22 protein-coding genes are annotated in these 23,806 nt (G+C 64.0%); 11 read left to right on the forward strand and 11 right to left on the reverse strand.

Features of this window, described 5'->3' with window-relative positions; all coding sequences use genetic code 11:
* Positions 1–3: 3 nt before the first annotated feature.
* From RTCK_RS05435 to RTCK_RS05445, 3 genes are all read right to left on the reverse strand, one after another.
* Entirely contained in the window at positions 4–927 is a 924-nt protein-coding gene (locus RTCK_RS05435) for a branched-chain amino acid ABC transporter permease (RefSeq protein WP_142592051.1), read from the reverse strand.
* Between the two features lie 9 nt (positions 928–936).
* Positions 937–2,076, reverse strand: a complete 1,140-nt coding sequence (locus tag RTCK_RS05440) for an ABC transporter substrate-binding protein (RefSeq protein WP_142592052.1) — start codon at positions 2,074–2,076, stop codon at positions 937–939.
* Between the two features lie 179 nt (positions 2,077–2,255).
* Positions 2,256–3,884 carry an AMP-binding protein gene (locus tag RTCK_RS05445; protein WP_142592053.1) on the reverse strand — a complete coding sequence of 543 codons (1,629 nt, stop codon included), beginning with the start codon at positions 3,882–3,884 and terminating at the stop codon, positions 2,256–2,258.
* Positions 3,885–4,105: 221 nt separating this feature from the next.
* On the opposite strand from RTCK_RS05445, the gene RTCK_RS05450 reads away from it, so the two are divergent.
* Entirely contained in the window at positions 4,106–4,930 is an 825-nt protein-coding gene (locus tag RTCK_RS05450) for an alpha/beta hydrolase (RefSeq protein ID WP_142592054.1), read from the forward strand.
* A gap of 16 nt (positions 4,931–4,946) precedes the next feature.
* On the opposite strand, the gene RTCK_RS05455 is transcribed toward RTCK_RS05450, so the two are convergent.
* The 5 genes from RTCK_RS05455 to RTCK_RS05475 form a co-directional block, all read right to left on the reverse strand.
* Positions 4,947–5,639, reverse strand: a complete 693-nt coding sequence (locus tag RTCK_RS05455; protein WP_142522290.1) for a L,D-transpeptidase — start codon at positions 5,637–5,639, stop codon at positions 4,947–4,949.
* Positions 5,640–5,838: 199 nt separating this feature from the next.
* Positions 5,839–6,360: a winged helix DNA-binding protein gene (locus tag RTCK_RS05460; RefSeq protein ID WP_142592055.1), complete on the reverse strand. Its 522-nt coding sequence runs from the start codon at positions 6,358–6,360 to the stop codon at positions 5,839–5,841.
* A gap of 53 nt (positions 6,361–6,413) precedes the next feature.
* Entirely contained in the window at positions 6,414–7,403 is a 990-nt protein-coding gene (locus RTCK_RS05465; protein ID WP_211181431.1) for a TRAP transporter substrate-binding protein, read from the reverse strand.
* Positions 7,404–7,419: 16 nt separating this feature from the next.
* On the reverse strand, positions 7,420–8,733 hold the full coding sequence (locus tag RTCK_RS05470; RefSeq protein WP_142522292.1) for a TRAP transporter large permease: 1,314 nt from the start codon (positions 8,731–8,733) through the stop codon (positions 7,420–7,422).
* A 4-nt stretch (positions 8,734–8,737) separates the two neighbouring features.
* Positions 8,738–9,322: a TRAP transporter small permease gene (locus RTCK_RS05475; RefSeq protein ID WP_235988588.1), complete on the reverse strand. Its 585-nt coding sequence runs from the start codon at positions 9,320–9,322 to the stop codon at positions 8,738–8,740.
* A gap of 199 nt (positions 9,323–9,521) precedes the next feature.
* Between RTCK_RS05475 and RTCK_RS05480 the strand changes: the two genes are divergently transcribed.
* From RTCK_RS05480 to RTCK_RS05505, 6 genes are all read left to right on the forward strand, one after another.
* Positions 9,522–13,136 (forward strand): hydantoinase B/oxoprolinase family protein, encoded by a 3,615-nt coding sequence (locus RTCK_RS05480; RefSeq protein ID WP_142592056.1) that lies wholly within the window; start codon positions 9,522–9,524, stop codon positions 13,134–13,136.
* Positions 13,137–13,280: 144 nt separating this feature from the next.
* Complete coding sequence (locus RTCK_RS05485) at positions 13,281–14,987, forward strand: catalase (RefSeq protein ID WP_142592057.1); 1,707 nt, start codon at positions 13,281–13,283, stop codon at positions 14,985–14,987.
* 55 nt (positions 14,988–15,042) lie between these two features.
* Positions 15,043–15,225: a hypothetical protein gene (locus tag RTCK_RS05490; RefSeq protein WP_142592058.1), complete on the forward strand. Its 183-nt coding sequence runs from the start codon at positions 15,043–15,045 to the stop codon at positions 15,223–15,225.
* Between the two features lie 45 nt (positions 15,226–15,270).
* The gene (locus RTCK_RS05495; protein WP_142592059.1) at positions 15,271–16,482 is read left to right on the forward strand and encodes a TIGR03862 family flavoprotein; all 1,212 of its coding nucleotides are present in this window, start codon (positions 15,271–15,273) and stop codon (positions 16,480–16,482) included.
* Positions 16,483–16,612: 130 nt separating this feature from the next.
* A complete protein-coding gene (locus tag RTCK_RS05500) occupies positions 16,613–17,332 on the forward strand; it encodes a YoaK family protein (RefSeq protein ID WP_142592060.1) in 720 nt (239 codons plus the stop codon).
* Between the two features lie 33 nt (positions 17,333–17,365).
* Complete coding sequence (locus RTCK_RS05505) at positions 17,366–18,157, forward strand: YdcF family protein (RefSeq protein WP_142592061.1); 792 nt, start codon at positions 17,366–17,368, stop codon at positions 18,155–18,157.
* A gap of 3 nt (positions 18,158–18,160) precedes the next feature.
* Here the strand turns inward: RTCK_RS05505 and RTCK_RS05510 are convergent, their stop codons facing one another.
* The gene (locus RTCK_RS05510) at positions 18,161–18,640 is read right to left on the reverse strand and encodes a hypothetical protein (RefSeq protein ID WP_142592062.1); all 480 of its coding nucleotides are present in this window, start codon (positions 18,638–18,640) and stop codon (positions 18,161–18,163) included.
* A 117-nt stretch (positions 18,641–18,757) separates the two neighbouring features.
* On the opposite strand from RTCK_RS05510, the gene RTCK_RS05515 reads away from it, so the two are divergent.
* A complete protein-coding gene (locus tag RTCK_RS05515; protein ID WP_235988589.1) occupies positions 18,758–19,396 on the forward strand; it encodes a trimeric intracellular cation channel family protein in 639 nt (212 codons plus the stop codon).
* 5 nt (positions 19,397–19,401) lie between these two features.
* Here the strand turns inward: RTCK_RS05515 and irrA are convergent, their stop codons facing one another.
* Entirely contained in the window at positions 19,402–19,821 is a 420-nt protein-coding gene (gene irrA / locus RTCK_RS05520) for an iron response transcriptional regulator IrrA (RefSeq protein WP_142592064.1), read from the reverse strand.
* Between the two features lie 280 nt (positions 19,822–20,101).
* Between irrA and fabA the strand changes: the two genes are divergently transcribed.
* Genes fabA through fabI form a run of 3 tightly spaced genes read left to right on the forward strand, consistent with a single transcriptional unit; the run spans position 20,102 to position 22,697 of the window.
* Entirely contained in the window at positions 20,102–20,617 is a 516-nt protein-coding gene (fabA, locus tag RTCK_RS05525) for a 3-hydroxyacyl-[acyl-carrier-protein] dehydratase FabA (protein ID WP_142592065.1), read from the forward strand.
* Positions 20,618–20,662: 45 nt separating this feature from the next.
* On the forward strand, positions 20,663–21,886 hold the full coding sequence (fabB, locus tag RTCK_RS05530; protein ID WP_142592066.1) for a beta-ketoacyl-ACP synthase I: 1,224 nt from the start codon (positions 20,663–20,665) through the stop codon (positions 21,884–21,886).
* A 4-nt stretch (positions 21,887–21,890) separates the two neighbouring features.
* Entirely contained in the window at positions 21,891–22,697 is an 807-nt protein-coding gene (gene fabI / locus RTCK_RS05535) for an enoyl-ACP reductase FabI (protein WP_142592067.1), read from the forward strand.
* 65 nt (positions 22,698–22,762) lie between these two features.
* Here fabI and RTCK_RS05540 read toward each other — a convergent pair whose 3' ends face one another.
* Positions 22,763–23,770 (reverse strand): class I SAM-dependent methyltransferase, encoded by a 1,008-nt coding sequence (locus tag RTCK_RS05540; RefSeq protein ID WP_142592068.1) that lies wholly within the window; start codon positions 23,768–23,770, stop codon positions 22,763–22,765.
* Between the last annotated feature and the right edge of the window lie 36 nt (positions 23,771–23,806).

Consider the following 23,806-nt stretch of genomic DNA (forward strand, 5'->3'; position numbering starts at 1 on the left):
GCCTCACGCATGGGCTGCGGGAAACAGCCCGCGCGGCTTCATCGCCAGGATGATTGCCATCATGACATAGATGAGCATGGAGGCCGCGGCGCCTCCGATCAGCCCGGCCTGCGAGGGCGGCACGAACAGCGCCAGCATCTGCGGCAGCAGGAAACGCCCCATGGTATCGACGACGCCGACAAGCAGCGCCCCCAGGAGCGCGCCCTTGATGGAGCCGATGCCGCCGATGACGATGACCACGAAGGCGAGGATGAGGACAGGCTCGCCCATGCCGACCTGTACCGATTGCAGCGCTCCGACCATGGCGCCCGCAAGCCCCGCGAGAGCAGCGCCGAGCGCGAAGACGACGGTATAGAGCGTGCGGATGTCGACGCCGAGCGCGCCGATCATTTCGCGGTCGCTTTCGCCGGCGCGGATGCGCATGCCAAGCCGCGTCTTGCCGATCAGGAGATAGAGGCCGAAGGCCACCAGTGCGCCGGCGGCAATGATCGCCAGTCGATAGACGGGGTACTGCGCACCACCGGGCAAGGCGACGGCGCCCTGCAGAAGCGGCGGGATATCGAGATAGAGCGGAAAGGAGCCGAACAGCCAGCGCGTGCCTTCCGAGAACATCAGGATGAGAGCGAATGTCGCCAGAACCTGGTCGAGGTGGTCGCGGTCGTAGAGACGGCGGATGACCAGAAGTTCCACGATGGCGCCGGCCGCCGCCGCGCAGGCGAGGCTTGCGACGAGCCCGAGCCAGAAGGAGCCTGTTGCAGCAGCCACCGCCGCACAGGCGAAGGCACCCACCATATAGAGAGAACCATGCGCGAGATTGATGAGGCCCATGACGCCAAAGATCAGCGTCAGCCCAGCAGCCATGAGAAACAACATGACGCCGAGCTGAAGGCCATTGAGCAACTGCTCAAGAGCAAGTGCGAGAGTCACCAGCCGCCCTTACATCTTGCAGTCTTTGGCGTAGGCATCCTCGTGGTCGTCGAAGATCTTCTCCACCGTCTTGTTGGTCAGAACGCCATCGGAGCCCTTCACGACTTCCGTCAGGTAGATGTCCTGGATCGGGTGCTGGTTGGTGTTGAACTTGAAGTCGCCGCGCGGCGACTGGATGTCCGCCTTCAGGAGTTCCGCTCGGAACGCTTCGGTATCCTTGACGTCCGCCTTGGCGGCGGCAGAGATGATTAGCTGGGCAGCATCATAGGCCTGGACGGCATAGATGGACGGCAGGCGGCCATATTCGGCCTGGAAGTCGGCCAGGAATTTCTTGCTGACTTCGGTATCGAAGTCCGGAGCCCACTGACCGGAGGCCTTGGCGCCGAGTGCGGCATCGCCAATCGCCGGCAGCACGTCCTGGCTGAAGGAGAAGCCCGGTCCCATGATCGGGGTGTCGACGCCCGACTGGGCGTACTGCTTCATGAAGGCGATGCCCATGCCGCCGGGCAGGAAGACGAAGACGCCATCGGCGCCGGAGGCACGGATCTGCGCGATCTCGGCGGCGTAGTCCGTCTGGCCAACCTGCGTGTAGACCTCGGAGGCGACCTCGCCCTTGTAGAAGCGCTTGAAACCGGTCAGCGAATCCTTGCCGGCCGGATAGTTGGGCGCCATGATGAACATCTTCTTGTAGTCCTTGTTGGCGTATTCGCCCATGGCTTCATGAAGATTGTCGTTCTGGTAGGCCGCGTTGAAATAGAGCGGGTTGCAGTTTTCGCCCGCGAGCGCCGCCGGGGCAGCGTTGGTCGAGACATAGAACTTGCCCTGGGCGACTGCGCTCGGCGCCACCGCCATCAGCAGGTTCGACCAGACGATGCCGGTGAGGATGTCGACCTGGTCGCTCTGGATCATCTTGTCGGCGATCTGGACGGCCAATTCCGGCTTCTGTCCATCGTCCTCGGTGATGACCTCGATCTCGCTGTTGCCGGCTTGCTTGATGGCCAGCATGAACCCGTCGCGCGTGTCGATACCGAGGCCGGCACCGCCGCCCGAAAGCGTCGTGATCATGCCGATCTTCACAGGCTCGGCGAAGGCAAGGCCGGAAACGCCCATGCTGAGCGCCAGCGTGGCGGCGGAAACCAGTGTCTTCATTGTCTCGAACTCCCAGTTGTTTTTATGATCCCATCCCCAGGCGCGGACCGCTCGATCTCGCAGCCGGATATCCGCCCGGTGTCATCACCGGCCGGCATTCCCGATACCTTCCATACTTGCAAAAGAACGTCCACTGGCGAAGCCGCACGAATGCGCTTTTGCAGAATGTCGGTAAATGCTCATGCCGCCCGTGCCTGCTTCAACCGGAACCGCTGGATCTTGCCCGACTCCGTCTTCGGCAGCGTATCGGCGAAGACGATGGACCGCGGGTACTTGTAGGGGGCGATCACCTTCTTGACATGCTCCTGCAGGAGCTTTGCCATCGCCTCACAGGCGGCGCCGCGATCCGTAAGCACGACATGCGCCTCAACGATGTGGCCGCGCTCGGCATCGGGTACGCCGATCACGGCGCATTCGGCCACCGCTTCATGCTTGAGAAGAGCCGCCTCGACTTCCGGCCCTGCAATGTTGTAGCCGGCCGAGACGATCATGTCGTCCGAGCGGGCGGCGAAGTGGAAGTAGCCGTCCTCGTCCTGCACGAACGAGTCGCCCGTCAGGTTCCAGCCGTCGCGGACATAATCCCGCTGCCGGTCGTCCGCAAGATAGCGGCAGCCGATCGGCCCCTTGATCGCAAGCTTCCCCACTGTTCCCCGCTGTACCTCGCGCATGTCGTCGTCGACCACGATTGCCTGGTAGCCGGTCAATGGCTTGCCCGTACAGGCGGGCTTCGAATCCTCCAGGCGGTTGGAAATGAAGATATGCAGCATCTCCGTTGAGCCTATGCCGTCGACGATCGGCTTGCCGGTCTTGCGCACCCATTCGTCGTAGACGGGGGCCGGCAGGGTCTCGCCTGCAGAGACCGCAACCCGCAGCGAGGACAGATCCGCCCCCTCGTCCATCGCCGCCAGCATGGCCCGGTAGGCGGTCGGCGCGGTGAAGCAGATGGTCGCCTTGTAGGTCTCGATGATCTCGATCATCTTCGCAGGCGTCGCCTGTTCCAGGAGGGTCGCTGCCGCGCCGAAGCGCAGCGGGAAGACCGCGAGGCCACCGAGCCCGAAGGTAAAGGCGAGCGGCGGTGAGCCGACGAAGACGTCGTCCGGCGTGACGTTCAACACTTCCTTCGCATAGGCATCGGCGATGATCAGGATATCCCGGTGGAAGTGCATGGTGGCCTTCGGGACCCCAGTCGAGCCGGAGGTGAAGCCGAGCAGCGCCACGTCGTCACGACCCGTCTTCACCGCCTCGAATTTGACGGGCTTGTCGAGCGCCGCACGATCGAGCTCGGCATCGTGATTGGCCGTGCCGTCGAAGCCGATCACCTGTTCCAGGAAGCGGCTCTCCTTGGCGACAGCCACCAATTCGTCCATCAGGCGGGTGTCGCAAAGCGCCATCGTGACTTCCGCCTTGTCCACCACCTTGGCGAGTTCGCCCGCCCGCAGCATCGGCATGGTGTTGACGACCACCGCACCTGCCTTGGTCGCCGCCAGCCAGCAGGCGACCATGGCTGGATTGTTGGCGGAACGGATCAGCACCCGGTTGCCGGGCTTCAAGCCATAATCCTCCGTCAGCGCCCGCGCTATGCGGTTGGTCCAGTCGGACAATTCCTTGTAGGTGCGGCGACGGCCGTTGCCGATCAGCGCGGTATGGTCGCCGAAGCCGCGCTCCACAATGCGGTCCGTCAGCTCTACGCCAGCATTCAGCCATTCCGGGTAGTCGAAGCCCTCGAGGAGAAGCTCCGGCCACTGGTCCGGCGGCGGGAGATGATCGCGCGCAAAGGTATCCAGATGGCCTGTCGGTCCCAGTTTCATCGTCGTGTTCCCATGCGTTCTTCTGGTCCTCGCCCGGATGTTTCCGGTGCGGCGGCCAATGGCAGTTCTTGCCTTTTCACCAGAAAAGCACTGCTCCCATGCGCTGGCAAGAGAGAAATTTTAAGTTTGTAATAATTTTCCCGAAGACGGCCGATACCTCTTTTTCCACCGGCAGGCAGATGCCAGTATGGCGCAAGAACAGGCCATATCCGGAGGATGACATGCGACATCGGATTATCGACTGGGACGATGCCTACGCCAACGGCCCGAACATTCCCGGAGGCGAGCGGTGGCCCGGGCTCTGGATCGAACCGGCTCGGGCGTACCGCCAGGCGCTGGAGGGCGCGGGCCACGCAAGCCTGGACATCCGCTACGGCGACGGCCTACGCAACCATCTGGACCTCTTCCTGCCGGGTACGGAACCCGCCGGCCTCGTCGTCTTCGTCCATGGCGGCTTCTGGCTGCGGCTCGACAAGTCCTACTGGTCCCACCTGGCCCGCGGCGCCGTAGAGCAGGGCTATGCCGTTGCGATGCCGTCCTACACCCTGTGCCCCGATGTCCGCATCGCCGGCATCACCACGGAGGTGGCGCAGGCCATCGAAAAGGCCGCCGAACGGGTGGCCGGGCCGATCCGCCTGATCGGGCATTCGGCCGGCGGCCATCTCGTGACGCGGATGGTCACCGTCACCTCTCCCCTGCCTGAAGAAGTCCGCAGCCGTATCGTCCGCACCGTCTCGCTTTCCGGCCTGCACGATCTCAGGCCGCTGATGCACACCGCCATGAACAGGCAGTTGAACATCGACCGTCAGGAAGCATGGCGGGAAAGCCCCGCACTCCTGGAACCTGTGCCCGGCACCCGGCTGACCTGCTGGGCGGGTGGCGCCGAGCGGTCCGAATTCCTCCGGCAGAATGCGCTGCTCGCCAATATCTGGAAGGGTCTGGGCGCAGAGACCGAGGTGGTGGAGGAACCCGACCGGCATCACTTCGATGTGCTGGACGGGCTCGCGGACCCCCTTCACCCGCTGACTCAGGCGCTACTCTCCTAAAGGGTTGCCAGCGCTCTCAAAGCACCACGATGCGCGCACCGATGTTCACTCGCTCGTAGAGATCCATGACATCCTGGTTCAGAAGGCGGATGCAGCCTGCGGATACTGCCTTGCCGATCGAAGAGGGATCGTTCGTACCGTGGACGCGGTAATAGGTATCGATGCCGTCCTTCTGAATGTAGAGCGCTCTTGCGCCCATGGGATTGCCCGGCCCGCCTTCGACGCCATCCCTGAACCGGCCGTAGTGTTCGGGGCTTCGCTTGATCATGCTGTCCGTCGGCCTCCATCTCGGCCACGCAGCCTTCCGGTCGATCATCGCCTCGCCCGTGAAGTTGCGGCTCGCCGGTCCTACGGCTACCGAATAGCGCATCGCCTTGCCTCCGGGCATGACGAAATAGAGATAGCGGGCGGTTTGATCCACAACGACGGTGCCAGGCGCCTCCGTGGTCGCGTAGTCGACCTCCTGCCGGCGCCGTTCCTCCGGCAGTTTCGATATGTCGACCGCGGCGATCTGAAAACCGTGGTCCAGCTTCTCGCCATACATGATGGCAGGATCTGCGGGCTCTGCCGGTTCGACGGGAGCTTCGAACGTGGCGGCTGCAACGACCGGAGGAGGAGCGGACTGGGTCGTGGAGGTCGTGCAGGCCGAAAGCGGCGCAATGAGGATCAGGAATGCCAGGCCACGCCGGCAAAGGGTATTCGATGTCATGGTGCGTCCCGTGCGCAAGGCACATTACAAGATGACCTCCCGCCCCTCGAGCACCACAAAGTGCTGTCCCAATTGTGTCGCTTCTCACCAATCCTGTGGTTGAAGCGCCAATATCACCTGCTGTTGCCGGAAGGGCACAGGTCACTGGCGGGCAATATCGGTGTCGTCAGGCAGCCGCAGCCGGACTGCGGATAGGGTTTTAAAGCGAGGCCGCCGCTCGTGCCGCCTGGTCGTAGTGTCCCGACAGCGCCCGAAGGCGGGCGGCGACCTCCGAAAGGCTGTCCGCGGAGACTTCCGTCGCCAGCACCGACTTGACGAGCAGGCTCTCGCGCATCGCCTTGTAGCGCGTGCAGGCCTCTGCCCCCGCGTCGGTGACCATTACCAGCTTTTCCTTGCCGCGCCGGCCGGACTTGATGAGCTTCAGACGTTCCAGCTTCTTCAGCGCATAGGTGACGACATGGGTATCCTCGATGTTCAGCACGAGGCAGATGTCGGCGAGCGTCTTCGGCTTGTTGCGGCTGTTGATGTTGTGCAGCACCAGGATATCGACGGGTGACAGGTCCGGCACGCCGGCCGCCGCCATGCATCTGACCATCCACCGGTTGAAGGCGTGGTTGAGCATGATCAGCCCGAACTCGATTTCCGAAAGGGCCGGCAGGGCACCACTGGCCAGGTGGCCGGAGGACACGATGGGGCCCAGGTCATCCTTCTTGGCAGACATGATGTTTCCTCCCGAAAAGAAGCGCCGCCGGAACTGCCGGCGGCGCTTCTTGATCACATCTTCTTGTAGGCGTCTATGATCGCCTTGCCTTCGTCGCCCGCCTTGGACAACCAGTCCTCGGTGAGCTGGGCACCGACTTCGGCCAGGCCTTTCTTCAGTTCCTCACTCGGGGCAAGAACCTGCATGCCGTTCGACTTCAGCGTATCCATGTAGGCCGCCGTCTTCTCGACGCCCAGCTTCCAGCCGCGCTCCTCGGCGGCGGCCGCGGCTTCGGTGACGGCTGCCTGGACGGCGGGATCGAGCGCCTCGAACGCGTCCTTGTTCACGAAGATGACGTTCTTCGGGATCCAGGCCTGGGTGTCGTAGTAGTGGGTGAGCGATTCCCAGATCTTGGAATCGACGCCCGTGGCGCTGGAGGTCATCAGGCCATCGACCACGCCGGTCGCCAGCGCCTGCGGAAGCTCGGCAGCCTGCACGGTCACCGGCTGGGCACCGACGAGTTCGGCAATGCGCGACGTGCCGACGTTATAGGCGCGCCATTTCAGCCCCTGGAGGTCTTCGACGGTATTGACATCCTTCTTGGTGAAGATGCCCTGCGGCGGCCAGGGCGTCGTGTAGAGAAGCTTCAGCCCCTGCTCGTCGAGGGCCTTCTCGACCGTCGGCTTCGACGCCTCCCACAGCTTCTTCGACTGCTCGAAGCTCGTTGCCAGGAACGGCACGACATCGACGCCGAAGACCGGGTTCTCGTTTTCGTGCAGCGAAATCAGGACCTCACCCGCCTGCGCCTGTCCGGTCTGGACAGCACGCTTGATGTCCGGCGCCTTGAAGAGTGCCGCGCCCGGATGAACGGTGATCTTAAGTTCGCCTTTCGTCGCGGTGTCCACATCGGAAGCGAACTGCATGAGGTTTTCGGTGTGGTAGTTGGCTGGCGGATAGGCCGAAGGCAGCACCCAGGCCGTCTCTGCCAAGGCAGCGCCCGCTCCCATCACAAGGGCCGCCGCGGTCATGCCTGATCGGGCAATCCGTCTTGCATACATGTTCATGTCATTCCCCTTTGCGTTACCCCGGAAACGCCATTCGCGGCAGGACCATCACGATGTCCGGGAAGACCGTGATGATGGCGACAGTCGCCACGAGCAGGAAGAAGAAGGGCAGCGATGCGCGCGCAACCGTCAGGCTGTCTCGCCCGCTCATCGTCTGCAGGACGAAGAGATTAAAGCCCACCGGCGGAGAGACTTCCGCCATCTCGACGATCAGGATCAGGAAGATGCCGAACCAGATCAGGTCGAAGCCCGCCTGCTGGATCATCGGCAGGACGACGACGGTGGTCAGGACGATCATCGACAGCCCGTCCAAGGCTGCGCCGAGCACGATGTACATCACCGTCAGTACCGCGATAAGGGCGTAGGGGCTGAGGTTGAAGCTCTCCACCCAGCTCGCAAGAGCATTCGGTATTCCCGTATAGCCCATGGCGATCGACATGAAGCCGGCCCCCGTCAGGATCAGCATGATCATGCAGGTAAGCCTTGTGGCGCCCATGACGCTTTCCCAGAAGGACTTGACCGTCAGGGAGCCGGACCATGCGGCGATCGCCAGCGAGCCAAGGACGCCCCAGGCGGCACATTCCGTCGCGGTCGCCCAGCCCATCAGGAGCGTCGCGAAGACGAGGATGATGAGCAGCAGGACGGGGATCAGGTTGACCGATTCCCGCAATTTCTCCTTGAAGCTCATCTTCGGCGGCGCCGGCGGCGTCTTGTCAGGGTTCAGCCAGGACCAGACGATGATGTAGCCGGAATAGAGTGCCATCACGATCATGCTCGGCAGAAAGCCGGCGAGAAAGATCTGGATGATCGATACGTTGGCGGCCACGGCATAAACCACCATGGTGATCGACGGCGGGATAAGGATGCCGAGCGTGCCGGCGCCAGCCAGCGAACCCAGGCTGACCATCTCGTCGTAGCCCCGCTTCTTCAGCTCCGGCAGCGCGATCTTGGCAATCATCGCGGTCGTTGCCGCCGAAGACCCGGAAATGGAGCCGAACAGGCCACAGCCCAGCACGTTCACATGCATCAGCCGGCCCGGCAGCCACCCAAGCCAGGGCGAAAGGCCGCGGAACATCTCCTCGGAAAGCTTGGTCCGGAACAGGATCTCACCCATCCAGACGAAGAGCGGCAGAGCCGCGAGCGACCAGGATGCGCCGTTGCTCCAGGAATTCGTGGCCAGCACGGCCCCCACAGGTATGCCCGGCACGAAGAGCATGGCGATCCATCCGCAGATCAGCAATGCGATGCTGATCCAGACGCCGCCGGCAAGCAGGCCAAGGAGAGCCAGGAGGACGACCCCCGCGATCTCGACGAGTTCCATCGTTCCCATCGGTTCAGGCTCCGCTCTGAATTGCGCGTTCGATGACCTCTTCGGCCGATTCCGGAGCAGGCTTCTCGTAGCGCGGCAGCCCGCCGAACAGCACGTGCAGAAGTTCGTCCACCAGGGCGATCGCCAGGATGACCAGGCCGCCGCAGAAGGCGAGTTGCGGGATCCATAGCGGCATCGCCACCACGCCCTGTGCCAGATCGTTGAAGCGGTACGAGGTGCGCGTCATGTCGAAGGCATACCAGGCGAAGTAAAGTGCAGCCGCCGTGCCGATCGCCAGAACCAGGATCTCGGCAATCTGTCGCGGACGTCCCCGAACCTGCTCGATCAGGAGGCCGACGCGGATCATCTCTCCCGATCGGAAGGTGTGGGCGAGCCCGAGAAAGGCAGTCGCGGCCATGGCCCATGACGCGAAATCATCTCCGGCCGGCACATCGATGCCCAGGGGACGCCCCGCCGACAATGCCAACATGATCAGGAAGATCGAGATCAGAAACAGCCCGGCCAGCCAGCCGGAAACGAGGTAAAGCCCGTCGAGCGACTTCCTCAGCCACTCGGGAAAAACGCTATGGCGCGGATCACTGGAGGACACAGATCGCCCTCCCGCTGTGAATACGGCAGTTCTTCATCGTCGGCTCCCCTCGGTTGCCGTGGCCGGGCGAAGCTCTGGCGGCCTCTTTGCCCGTTATGCAGGCATGATGCAGCAATGAACATTTTGCTGTCAATCAATCATTGACGTTTTATCGACGAAATGTATTCGTAAAGAAAAAGCAATCAGTGAGGGGCACGTCATGACCAGCGGAAAGTGGGATTTCTGGATCGATCGCGGCGGTACGTTCACCGACATCGTCGGGCGCAGGCCGGATGGTTCGCTGATTGCCCACAAGCTGCTGTCGGAAAATCCGGAGGCCTACCGGGATGCTGCCGTGCAGGGGATTCGGGAACTCCTGGGGCTGAAGCCGGGCGAACCCGTCCCTGCGGGTGCCATCGGTGCGGTCAAGATGGGCACAACTGTCGCCACCAACGCGCTCCTCGAGCGCAAGGGGGAGCGGACGCTGCTCGTGACGACGCGCGGGTTCCGCGATGCGCTCGCGATCGGATACCAGGCCCGCGCCGACATCTTCGCCAAGAAGATCATCAAGCCCGAACTGCTCTACAGCGCCGTGGTGGAGGTCGACGAACGCGTGCGTGCCGATGGCGAGATCGAGGCAGCCCCCGACGAAGCCGTCATCCGCCGGGACCTGCAGGCGCAGTTCGATGCGGGATTCCGGGCCGTCGCCATCGTCTTCATGCACGCCTACCGGTACCCTGAGCACGAGCAACTGGCCGCCAAGGTCGCGCGCGAGATCGGCTTTACCCAGGTCTCCGTCAGCCACGAGGTCTCGCCGCTGATCAAGCTGGTGGGCCGGGGCGACACGACGGTCGTCGACGCCTATCTCTCGCCGATCCTGCGCCGCTATGTCGAGCAGGTGGCGAGCGAGCTCGGAGCCGACGCCGATGGGGGCACGCGGCTGATGTTCATGCAGTCCTCGGGCGGCCTCACGGCTGCCGACCTGTTCCAGGGCAAGGACGCCATCCTCTCCGGCCCCGCCGGCGGTGTCGTCGGCGCGGTGGAGACGTCGAGGCTCGCTGGCTTTGACCGCATGATCGGCTTCGACATGGGCGGTACGTCTACCGACGTTTCCCATTACGATGGCGAACTGGAGCGGTCCTTCGAGACGGAAGTCGCCGGCGTGCGCATGCGCGCACCGATGATGTCGATCCACACGGTCGCGGCCGGTGGCGGATCGATCCTTCATTTCGAGAACGGTCGCTTCCGCGTCGGCCCCGATTCCGCCGGCGCCAACCCTGGCCCGAAGGCCTATCGCCGCGGCGGGCCGCTGACCGTGACCGATGCAAACGTCATGCTCGGCAAGTTATCACCGGATCTTTTCCCGAAGATTTTTGGCCCGCACCGTGACCAGCCTCTCGACGCCGAGGCCGTTCGCGCAGCCTTCGAGGATATGGCCGGGGCGATCGGCGACGGCCGCACACCCGAAGAGGTCGCCGACGGCTTCCTTGCCGTCGCCGTCGAGAACATGGCGAATGCCGTCAAGAAGATCAGCGTGCAGCGCGGCTACGACGTCACCAACTACGTGCTCACCTGCTTCGGCGGCGCCGGCGGCCAGCATGCCTGCCTGACCGCCGATGCGCTCGGCATCTCCACGGTGATGATACACCCCTTCTCCGGCATCCTGTCCGCCTATGGCATGGGCCTCGCCGACATTCGCGCCACCCGTCAGAAGACGATTTCCGCCGGGCTTGAGGAAGCGCTCGCGGCACTATCGCCGGTGCGCGACGAGCTGACTTCGAGCGTGCTCCGGGAGATGGCGGCGCAGGGCGTGAGGGAGGCCGACGCCGATGTGCTGCACCGCGCCCACCTGCGTTACCAGGGCACTGACACGACGCTTGCCGTCCCCGTCTCCACGGTCCCGGAGATGGCGGAGGTCTTCGAGGCGCTTCACCGCAAGCAGTTCGGCTTCATCTTCGAGAACCGCGAGATCATCTTCGAATCCTACGAAGTCGAAGCCATCGGCGGTGGCGCCGAATCCACCGAGCCGGCGCATGCGCTGGACCCGGCCGCTCCCACCTCGGCTGAAGAGACCCGGTTCTTCTCCGGCGGTGAATGGCGTCAGGCGCCCGTCTACCGGCGCACGGACATCCGCCCCGGCGCAAAGGCTGCCGGCCCCTGCCTCATCATCGAGCCGCATCAGACGATCGTCGTCGAGGACGGCTGGGCGTTCGAGATCACCAGGCTCGACCATGTCGTGCTGAAGCGGGTCAAGGCACTCGCGCGCAGCAAGGCGATCGGCACGGAAGCCGATCCGGTGCTGCTGGAGGTCTTCAACAACCTCTTCATGTCGATCGCCGAGCAGATGGGAGTCACGCTGCAGAACACGGCCTCCTCGGTCAACATCAAGGAGCGGCTCGACTTCTCCTGCGCGGTATTCGACGAACACGGCGCTCTGGTGGCCAATGCGCCGCACATGCCGGTCCATCTCGGCTCCATGGACCGTTCGGTCGAATCCATCATCGCCCAGAACAAGGGCAGGATCCGTCCGGGCGACGTCTTCGCGCTGAACGCCCCCTACAACGGCGGAACGCATCTTCCGGACATTACCGTGGTAACGCCGGTCTTCGACGCAGAGGGCAAGAATATCCTCTTCTACGTTGCCTCCCGCGGCCACCATGCCGACGTCGGCGGCACGGCTCCGGGATCGATGACGCCGCTCGCCACCACCGTGGACGAGGAAGGCGTGCTCTTCGACAACGTGCTTCTGGTCGACCGGGGACGCTTTGACGAGGAAGGCATCACCCGCCTCCTGTCCGACCATCCCTATCCCGCCCGCAACGTCGCCCAGAATGTCGGCGACCTGCGCGCCCAGATCGCCGCCAATGAGAAGGGCGTGCACGAAATGCGCAAGATGATCGGGCAGTTCGGGCTCGACGTGGTGCAGGCTTACATGGGCCATGTGCAGGACAATGCGGAGGAAAGTGTGCGCCGCGTCGTCGAGAAGCTGGGAGATTCAGAATTCTCCTACGACACCGACCAGGGCAGCACGATCAAGGTGAAGATCACCGTCGACAAGGAAAAGCGCGAAGCAACAGTCGACTTCACCGGCACCAGCCCGCAGAAGCCGAACAACTTCAACGCACCGGAACCCGTCACCCGCGCGGCGGTTCTCTATGTCTTCCGGGTCATGGTCGAAAGCTCGATCCCGATGAACGCCGGCTGCCTGCGGCCGATCCGCATCATCGTGCCGGACGGGTCGATGCTGAAGCCACAATATCCGGCCGCCGTCGTTGCCGGCAATGTCGAGACCAGCCAGCACGTCACGAATGCCCTCTTCGGCGCCCTCGGTGCAATCGCCGACAGCCAGGGCACGATGAACAACCTGACCTTCGGCAACGAGACCTACCAGTATTACGAGACGCTCTGCTCCGGCTCGCCCGCCGGCGTCTTCAACAATGGGACGGGCTTCGACGGAACCGATGCGGTGCATGTCCACATGACCAATTCGCGCCTCACCGATCCCGAAATCCTGGAGACGCGCTATCCTGTCCTGCTGGAGGACTTCCACATCCGGGAGAATTCGGGCGGCAAGGGCAGGTGGTCGGCCGGCAACGGCACGAAGCGAACCATCCGCTTCCTGGAAAAAATGGACTGCGCCATCCTCTCCTCGCATCGTACGATCCGGCCGCACGGCCTTAAGGGCGGCGAGGCCGGTGAACTCGGCGAGACGATCGTCCGGCGGCTCGATGGGCGGCTCGAGGACCTCGGCGGCTGCGGCCAGACAATCCTCGAGGCCGGCGAAGCGGTGACCGTCGTCACGCCCACCGGCGGCGGCTATGGAGTCGCCAACTGACACCATGCACGGGCGGGCAACGGCGAGCCGCCGTCCGTTTCCGCGTTGCTCCCTGGAACCCATCCGTGGCCTGCGTGTTTCCTCACGGGGGCGTGCGGGTTTCATCGTCGCGCCCATCCGAAATCCGAAACAGGAGGGAAGACGATGGACGAGAAGAACATGTCCTCCGGTGGCGACCGAGTCCTCACCAACCGCCAAGGCCATCCGATCGCCAACAACCAATCACAGCGCACCGTTGGCGCGCGCGGGCCAGCGACGCTCGAAAACTACCAGTTCCTGGAGAAAATCACCCACTTCGACCGCGAGCGTATTCCCGAGCGCGTCGTGCATGCCCGCGGCTTCGTCTGTTATGGCGACTTCGAGGCGACCGGCAAGATCGGCGACGAGCCGGCCTCGAAATACACCCGCGCCAAGCTGTTCCAGCAGGCGGGCAAGAAGACGCCGCTCGCGATCCGCTTCTCCACGGTCATCGGTGGCCGCGATTCCTCCGAAGTTGCCCGGGACCCCCGCGGCTTCGCCGTGAAGTTCTACACGGAAGACGGCAACTGGGACCTCGTCGGCAACAATCTCGCAATCTTCTTCATCCGCGACGCGATCAAGTTTCCAGACGTCATCCACGCCCTGAAGCCCGATCCGGTGACCTTCCGGCAGGAACCGAACCGCATTTTCGACTTCATGTCGCAGACGCCGGAATCCATGCACATGCTGACGCATCTCTTCTCGCCGCGCGGCATCCCGGCCAGCTACCGGCATATGGAAGGCTTTGGGGTCAACACCTACAAGATGGTCAACGCACAGGGCGATACCGTACTTGTGAAGTACCACTTCCATCCGCGCTGCGGCATTGCCAGCCTGACGGCCGCGGAGGCCGCCAAGGTCCAGGGCCAGGATTTCGGCTCGGCCTCAAAGGACCTCTTTACCGCCATCGAACGCGGCGAATACCCGCAGTGGGACATGTATGTGCAGATCATGGAAGACCATGACCATCCGGAACTCGACTGGGATCCGCTGGACGACACGAAGATCTGGCCGGAAAAGGACTTCCCGCTCCGCCACGTCGGCACCATGACCTTGAACCGCAATGTCGAGGACTTCTTCAACGAGAACGAGCAGATCGCCATGGGCACGGGCGTTCTCGTCGACGGCCTCGACTTCTCCGACGACAAGATGTTGGTCGGCCGGACATTTTCCTATTCCGACACCCAGCGCTACCGCGTCGGAACCAACTATCTGCAATTGCCGGTCAACCAGGCAAAGAACGCGACGGTCGCCACCAATCTCTCCGGCGGACAGATGAGCTACCAACGCGATCTGGCACCGGGTCAGAACCCGCACGTGAACTACGAGCCGTCGATCCACAACGGGCTGCAGGAGAGTTCTGTCGAGCAGCCCAACAATCCGCCGGAAATCCGCGGCCGGCTGACGCGCAGCGTCATCGAGCGACGCAACGACTACGCCCAGGCCCGCGGCCGCTACTGTACGATGATGGATTGGGAGCGTGACGACCTCGTCTTCAACATGGGCGACCTGCTCGGCCAGTGCGAGCGTGATGTGCAGGAGCGCATGGTCTGGCACTTCTTCCTCGTCCACGACGATTACGGCCGTCGCGTCGGCGAAAAGCTCGGCATCAGTGCCGACGACGTCAGGAAGCTCGGCCCGCTGCCGAAGCAGGTGCTGACGGAGGAGGACCAGCGCCGGCTGCAGAACCTGGGCAACAATGGCGACAAGATCGACCCGACCGTCTGGGGCCAGTGGACGAGTTCTGTGAAGAATTACAAGGCCTCCGCCGAGGAAGTACTGATGGGCAAGCTGCCGAACGAAGGCATGACCCGGAGCCAGGCAGCGGAATGAGCCGTTCCGGCCGGCTCCGCAGGGGCCGGCCGGTTCTTCACCGGAAGGATCTGCCATGACTGATAGCGAACCTTGCGACGGAAACCATAGGAATTCCGATGCGGTGCCGCCCGGCACCCCTGACGCCGCCGAGAACACCTGCCGCCGCTGCTCCGGTTCCGGCAGGGTCGACGGTGGCGAATGTCCCGATTGCGGCGGTACAGGGAAGGTGCTGACGCCGGTCGGCGGCGCCGGCTGAAAAACTCACCTCCACTCTCCTTGCACCGCATGCTAGACGGGCTGCATGAACGGCAAGACCATCGCGATCATCGGCGGCGGACCCGCGGGGCTGATGGCCGCCGAGGTGCTTTCGGCCGGCGGTTTCGGCGTCACCGTCTATGACGCGATGCCGACCTTCGCCCGAAAGTTCCTGCTGGCCGGCAAGTCCGGCCTTAATATCACCCATTCGGAAGAATTGTCGCGTTTTCGCACCCGTTTCGGTGCGGCCTCGGAGCGGCTGCAAGCAGCGCTCGACGCCTTCACGCCCGATGATATTCGTCGCTGGACGACCGGCCTGGGTACTGAAACCTTCGTCGGCTCCTCCGGCCGCGTTTTCCCGACTGCCATGAAGGCTTCCCCCCTGCTGCGTGCCTGGCTGCGCCGGCTGGAGGCGCAGGGCGTACGCCTCATGCCCCGTCACCGCTGGATCGGCTTCGACGGCAACAGCTATGCCCTCCAGGGACCGGCCGGAGTTTCGCTGATCCGTCCCGACGCAGCGCTCCTCGCCCTCGGCGGCGCGAGCTGGCCGCGGCTGGGCTCGGATGCGGCCTGGGTGCCGTGGCTGGCTGCAAGGGGGGTCGAGATCCGCCCCTTCCGCCCCGCCAATTGCGGTTTCGACGTCGCCTGGAGCGATGCCTTCCGCACACGTTTCGCCGGCATGCCGGTAAAGTCGGTCCAGGCGACCTCGGACGCCGGCAGCGTCCAGGGCGAGTTCGTCATCTCGCAGCACGGCATCGAGGGCAGCCTCGTTTATGCACACTCGGCCACGCTGCGCGATCGGCTGGAACGGACCGGCAAGGCGTCGCTCGTCCTCGATCTCGCACCTGGACGGACCGAAGCGCGTCTTGTCCGCGATCTCGCGCGGCAGAACCGCACGGCGAGCTTCTCCAACCGGCTGCGCAAGGCTGCCGGACTGGAGGGGGTGAAGGCGGCTCTGCTGCGGGAATGCGATCCGCAGGCTGCACGGCTGGATCCTGGGGAGCTAGCCTGCAGTATCAAGGCGCTGCGGATCCCGCTCCTGCGCCCCCGCCCGATAGAGGAAGTGATCTCCTCGGCCGGCGGCGTCGCCTGGAACAGCGTCGACACGCGCTTCATGCTGAAGCAGATCCCCGGCCTGTTCGTCGCCGGCGAGATGATCGACTGGGAAGCTCCGACCGGAGGCTATCTCCTCACCGCCTGCCTCGCCACCGGGCGCGCCGCGGCAGCGGGCATGGCCGCCCGGCTGAGCACGGGCTGACGAAGGCCAAGCCCGAGACGAGCGACAAGGCGACGGCGAGCGAGGACATCTTTCGCAATCGGCGAATCAGCGGCTAAGATGGCCCGCGAGGGCGATCCGACCCTCGCCCGCCGCCAGGGATTTGCCACGCATGAGCCTTGCCAGACGCCGACACCTCGTCCGCACGAGGCGCACCGTGACCGGCCTCGTGCTGGTCGCGGCCATCTCCTTCGTCGCGGGCATGACGGATGCCGTCGGCCTGCTGCTCTCCGGCGATTTCGTATCCTTCATGACGGGCAATACGACGCGCGCTGCGCTGTCCTTCGCCGAGGGCAATTACGGCCATGCGCTGATCCTCTATTTCGCGTTGTGGGTATTCGTGGTCGGCAATGCGCTCGGCATCCTGCTCGCCCATACGCTCTCGGCGCGGCGCACCTTCGTGGTGCTGACCGGGGTGGCCGTCACGATCGCGGTCGCGGCACTGTTGCCGGAAAAGCAGTATCCGCGCGTGCAGTTCTACCTCGTCGTCCTTGCCATGGGCATGATCAACGCCACCGTCGAACACATCGAGGGACTGCCGATCGGACTGACCTACATCACCGGCGCCCTGTCCCGCTTCGGTCGGGGCATCGGTCGCTGGATCGTCGGCGACCGCAATCCGACCGGCTGGGTGATCCAGACCGTGCCCTGGACCGGCATGGCCTGCGGCGCCGTCACCGGCGCCTTCCTTACCAGATGGCTCGGGAACGATGCGCTCTGGGTCGTGGCCCTCGCCGTGGTGGCGGTCGGGTTCGCCACACTCTTCCTGCCGCGGCCGCTGCAACTGCGCTTCCAGCAGCCGATCGTCAACGGAAACCGGCGCCGCCATTGACAGCCGCCGCCGGATATTGCCACAGGTCCGCTCATGTTCCTTCTATCCAAGCTTTTCTGGCTGGCGGTGCAGCCACTTTCCCTGGCTTTCCTGCTCTGCGCCCTGGGCTCCCTACTCGTCTTCGCCGGCTGGCGCCGGACAGGCGGTACGGCAGCCGCGCTTGCCGCGCTGATCCTCTTCGTCACCCTCTACACCACGGCGGGCGGTGTTGCGCTGCAGGCGCTGGAGGTGCGATTTGTGAAACCGCAGCAGGAACCGCGGGATCTGACCTGCATCATCGTGCTCGGCGGCGCCCTGGAGAACGAGGTCACCACCAGCCGGGGCGGCATCGAGTTCAACCAGGCTGCCGAACGCTTCGTCGAGGCGCTGCGCCTGGCGCTGCGGCATCCGCAGGCACGGATCCTCGTTTCGGGCGGCGACGGCTCGATCAGCGGCGCATACGAGGGTGAAGCAGGAGCATCGGAACGGTTCTTCTCCGCCTTCGGCGTCCCGGCTGAGCGGCTGGTGAAGGAGAATGCCTCGCGCACGACCTACGAGAACACGGTGCTGACGAAGGACGTGCTCGCGCGCGAAGGGCTGTCCGACTGCCTGCTGGTGACGTCTGCATTCCACATGCCCCGGTCCGTCGCCCTCTTCCGGACGGCCGGCATCCCGGCCACGCCCTGGCCTGTCGACTACCGCACCAGCGGCATCCTGCGCCTGGGATTCGACTTCACCCAGCCCACCTCGAACGCGCAGATCACATCCACCGCCGTCCGCGAATGGGTCGGCCTCTTCGGCTACTACCTTACCGGCCGCATCGACAGCATCTTGCCGGCAGGGTGACTGCTATTTCCTGGAGATCGTCACGAAACGCCCGCCGCGCACCCTGACCGTCATCTCGCAGGGCTTGTCGTCCGTCCGTTCGCAGAAGCGCGGATGCATCTTCATCACGAAGACCATGTTGCCGAAGCGCTTGATGAAGTCGTAGCCATAGATGCGGGCCGTCGCGATCATGAAGTAGCCACCCTCCCTGGCGCGAAGGTAGAAGTTGTAGGGGCAGCCATCCTCGTTGCAGTCGGGGCCGCGCGTTCCGTCGCAGGTGATTTCCCCATGGTTGCTGACCGCATCGACGATCCCGTCATTGTTGATGTCGAGACGCGTCATGAAACCGCTGCCGAACTGCGCGATCTTGCACTGCTTGCGGAAATGATCCTTCTCGTAGATCTCCGGATCGCTCAGCAGTTCCTGCTGCGCGGACGCAGCGACCGGCGCAAGGAACAGCGCCAGCGCCTGTGCTGCGATCATCAGGTGTTTTTTCACGAGCATTGGCTCTTCAACCCCTTCGCCTCTTTGCGCCGGACGCGTAAGAAGGACGCGACATTTGCCGCCCATCCTAGCGGGCGACACTTGCGTGACGCTGGTGGATCGAACGGGAGGTGGATCGTGCTGTACATCCTGGACTACGCGGGCGTGGTGGTCTTCGCGGCAACCGGCGCCCTCGCCGCCTCCCGCAAACAGCTCGACATCATCGGCTTCCTCTTCTTCGCGGCACTGACCGGCGTGGGGGGAGGTACCCTCCGAGATCTGGTACTTGGCCGCACACCGGTCTTCTGGGTCATCGACCCCGGCTATGTCCTCGCCTGCATTGCCACCGGCATCATCGTCTTCTTCGCGGCCCATCTCGTCGAATGGCGCTACCGGCTGCTCCTCTGGCTGGATGCGATCGGCCTGGCCGCCTACAGCGTCATGGGTGCCGCGATCGGCCTCGCATCCACGGGTTCGGCACCGATCGCCATCGTCACCGGAATCCTGACGGCCACCTGCGGCGGGATCCTGCGCGACATTCTCGCGGACGAACCTTCGGTGCTGCTGCGATCGGAGGTCTATATCTCGGCGGCGCTCGCCGGCGCCTGCACCTTCACGTTCCTGGAGGTGCTGGGCGTTCCCACGGTCGCAAGTTCGGCCGCGGGCTTCGCGGTGGCCTTCGCCTTGCGTGGGGGCGCAATCCGCAAGGGCTGGACGATCCCGAGATACAGGCCGAGGCCCGGACGGGATCCGGACGATGCCGTCAGGAAGCCGTGACCGGGCTAGGCGTTCCTCTTCTCGCGCAGCCGAATAACGACGTCCACATGGGAAATCTCCATGCCGTCCGGAGCAGCCGGGAGGTTGCCGATCTCGATGTTGCTGATCGGGATGTCGAGGACCTCGTTGCGGCCTTCGACGAAGAAATGGTGATGATCGGAGACGTTGGTGTCGAAATAGGTACGGGCCCCCTCGACGGCGAGCACGCGGATCATCCCCGCTTCCGTGAACTGGTGCAGCGTATTGTAGACGGTGGCGAGCGAGACCGGCACGCCGGCGGCCAGCGCCTCCTCGTGCAGTTCCTCGACCGTCAGGTGGCGATCACCCTTGGCGAACAGAAGGTCGGCCAGCGCGATGCGCTGGCGCGTCGGGCGCAAGCCGCAGTCCCGCAACCTCGTCTCGATGCTGATCATGGCGTCTGCCATCGTGCCAATATGCCCCGCGTCTTCCCAAGACACTTCATCTTGACTTTGGGATATAACTTTTGCCGGCGCCGCTTTCAATAGCTTCCAAAGCGGCGCGCCGACACCAAAAAGGTGTTATTTGGCTGTCAAGCTCTGGTTTGCGGAAGCTCCTTCCTATATGCGACTGGAAAAACGTGGCCGCTGTCCCTGCCGGGAAACGCGCCGCAGAGATCGTTGTGCTTCAAATTCGGCCGGATGTGCAATAAAGGTCGTACATCGGCATGAGGGGACCCGGACGTTAATGACAGAAAGACAGTCGAGTTTCAGCTACGAAGAACTCCTTGCCTGTGCGCGGGGGGAATTGTTCGGCCCGGGCAATGCCCAACTGCCGTTGCCGCCGATGCTGATGGTCCACCGGATCACCGACATTTCGGAGACCGGCGGCGCGTTCGACAAGGGTTACCTGCGGGCCGAATACGACGTGCATCCCGACGACTGGTATTTCCCGGTTCACTTCCAGGGAAATCCGATCATGCCCGGCTGCCTCGGCCTCGACGGTATGTGGCAGCTCACCGGCTTCTATCTCGGCTGGCTGGGGGAAGAAGGGCGCGGCATGGCGCTCTCCACCGGTGAGGTGAAGTTCAAGGGCATGGTGCGCCCGCACACGAAGCTTCTCGAATACGGCATCGACTTCAAGCGCGTCATGCGCGGCCGCCTGGTGCTCGGCACGGCCGATGGCTGGGTCAAGGCAGACGGAGAGACCATCTATCAGGCGACGGACCTGCGCGTTGGGCTGTCGAAGGACAAGAACGCCTGAGCGGCAACGCACAAAGGCAGAGAAAGAGCAGAAAAGGCCATCAACATGAGACGGGTTGTTGTCACGGGTCTCGGTATCGTGTCCTCCATCGGAAGCGATGCCGCCGAAGTCACTGAATCCCTTCGCCAGGCGAAGTCCGGGATAACCTTCTCTCCCGATTTTGCGGAACACGGCTTCCGCTGCCAGGTCTGGGGCCGGCCGAGCCTCGACCCGACCGACCTCGTCGACCGCCGCGCGATGCGCTTCCTCAGCCAGGGCGGCGCCTGGAACCACGTGGCGATGAAGCAGGCCATCGCGGACTGCGGCCTCGAGGAGAAGGATTACAGCGAGAACGAGCGCGCCGGCATCATCATGGGCTCCGGCGGCCCCTCGACCCGGACCCTCATCGAAGCCGCCGAGATCACCGTCAAGAACGGGAGCCCCAAGCGCATCGGCCCGTTTGCCGTGCCGAAGGCCATGTCGTCCACTGCGTCGGCGACGCTCGCCACCTGGTTCAAGATCCACGGCGTCAACTATTCGATCTCCTCGGCCTGCTCCACCTCGGCGCACTGCATCGGCAATGCCGCCGAGATGATCCAGTGGGGCAAGCAGGACATCATGTTTGCCGGCGGGCATGAGGATCTAGACTGGACCATGTCGAACCTCTTCGACGCCATGGGCGCGATGTCCACCAAGTACAACGACCAGCCGGCAAGCGCCTCGCGCGCCTATGATGCCGACCGTGACGGCTTCGTGATCGCCGGCGGCGCTGGGGTTCTCGTCCTCGAGGAACTGGAGCATGCGAAGGCGCGCGGCGCCAAGATCTATGCCGAGATCGTCGGCTATGGCGCCACCTCCGACGGCTATGACATGGTGGCCCCTTCCGGCGAAGGCGCCATCCGCTGCATGCGCCAGGCGCTCTCCACCGTGAAGGGCGATGTCGACTACATCAACACGCACGGCACCTCGACGCCGGTCGGCGACTCGAAGGAAATCGGTGCCATCCGCGAGGTCTTCGGGGACAGGATCCCGCACATCCAGTCGACCAAGTCGCTGACCGGCCACTCACTCGGTGCCGCCGGCGTGCAGGAATCGATCTATGGCCTCTTGATGATGCAGGAAAAGTTCATCGGCGAGAGCGCGCATATCCAGACGCTCGATGCGGAATTCGAAGGCGTGCCGATCGTCCGCAAGCGCATCGACGAGGCGAAGATCGACACGGTTCTTTCCAATTCCTTCGGGTTCGGCGGCACCAACGCCACGCTCGTCTTCCAGCGCTACAACGGGTAAGTTCATGACAGGGATCATGCAGGGGAAGCGCGGCCTGATCATGGGGGTCGCGAACAATCACTCCATCGCCTGGGGCATTGCCAAGGCGGTCGCCGCGCAGGGTGCAGAACTCGCCTTCACCTATCAGGGCGAGGCACTGGGCAAGCGCGTGAAGCCGCTCGCCGCCGAAGTCGGCTCCGATTTCCTGCTGCCCTGCGACGTGGAGGACATCGACACGGTGGATTCCTCATTCGAGGCAATCCGCGAACGCTGGGGCAAGCTTGATTTCGTGGTTCACGCCATCGGCTTTTCCGACAAGAACGAGTTGAAGGGCCTCTATGCCGACACCACGCGGGCGAATTTTTCCCGCACCATGGTGATCTCCTGCTTCTCGTTCACGGAGGTGGCCAAGCGGGCGGCCGACCTGATGACCGAGGGGGGCTCCATGCTTACCCTGACCTATGGCGGCTCGACGCGCGTCATCCCGAACTACAACGTCATGGGCGTCGCCAAGGCTGCGCTGGAGGCCTCCGTCCGCTATCTGGCGGCCGACTACGGGCCGCAGGACATCCGCGTCAACGCAATTTCCGCCGGCCCGGTCCGTACCCTTGCGGGCGCCGGCATTTCCGATGCGCGCGCCATGTATTCCTGGAACCAGAAGAACGCACCGCTTCGCCGCACGGCAACGATCGAGGATATCGGCGGGTCGGCGCTCTACCTCCTGTCCGATCTGTCGCGTGGCGTGACGGGGGAAATCCACTACGTCGACGCCGGCTACAACATCACCTCGCTGCCGACGCTGGAGCGCCTGCGCAAGGCGGACCTGGAATAGCTTCCCGAACTGCAAAAAGCAGAAGCCCTGCGTTGAAGCGGGGCTTCTCGTTTATCGGCGCTTTCTTATTTCCGCGCCCAGAGAACCTTGAAGCGGGCATTGCGGCAGGTTTCGCCCGATTCCCGGAAGCCTTCCTTCAGCACCGGTTCATAGGGCAGGCCGCGATTGGCGACGAGCATTAACCGACCGCCGTTGCGGAGGGAGGATGCAGCGGTGCGGATCATTGCCTTGCCCAGTTCCGGATCGGCAGCCTGCGCCTCGTGGAAGGGCGGGTTCATGATCACCAGATCGTACTTCTCCTTGGGCGCCTCGGCGGCGAGGTCCTGCCAGAAGAAGCGGGCGTTAAGGCTCGGGCAATTGTGGCCCACGTTCGTCTTTGCAAACTCGAGGGCCCGGTAGTCCGCCTCGAACAGGTCGATGCGATTGACGCGCGGCGACACCTCCGCGAGACGCACCGTCAGATAGCCCCAACCGGCACCGAAATCGGCCGCGTTGCCATCGAAATCGGTCGGCAGCCGCTCTGCGAGAAGCTCCGAGCCGGGGTCGATGCGATCGTGCGAGAACATGCCCGGCGCCGCCTGGAAGCGTCCCTCCACCGTGACCGGCATCTTCTTCAATGCCAGGATTGCTGCTCCCGCGTCCTGCGGCCGCGCCAGCCAGATCGCTACGCCGTGATACTTCGGCGTGTAGTCGAGCGGGAGGCCGAGCTTGAGCAATGTGTTTCGCAGCGGCTGGATGCCGTCTTCCTTGCCGCCGGCGATGACGATCATGCCGCCTGCCTTTACGCGCTCCAGCGCTTCGGCCACGCGGTTCTCGTTCTCGGCCCTATGCTTGCCGCAGAGGACCAGCGCCATGTCATAACCGTCACCCTCCGCCTCGGGGAGAGCACCCTCCCCCAGGAAACGGAACATCGGCCGGAACGGCTGTACTGCCGTCACGCTCGCCGCGAAACCCTCGGGGAAGCCCTGCCCGGCTTCCGCACCAAGGAAAAGGACACGCTCGCCCGCCAGCGGCACCGGGACTGCGCCAGTGGCAAACGGGTGGAAAAGGGTCTTCAGGGCGTCTCGGCTCATCGCAACTGACTTTCAACGTCGGATACAGAAAAGGCG

Origin of the sequence: Pseudorhizobium endolithicum, assembly GCF_902153245.2 — a bacterium.
In the GTDB taxonomy this organism is placed as follows: Bacteria; Pseudomonadota; Alphaproteobacteria; order Rhizobiales; family Rhizobiaceae; genus Neorhizobium; species Neorhizobium endolithicum.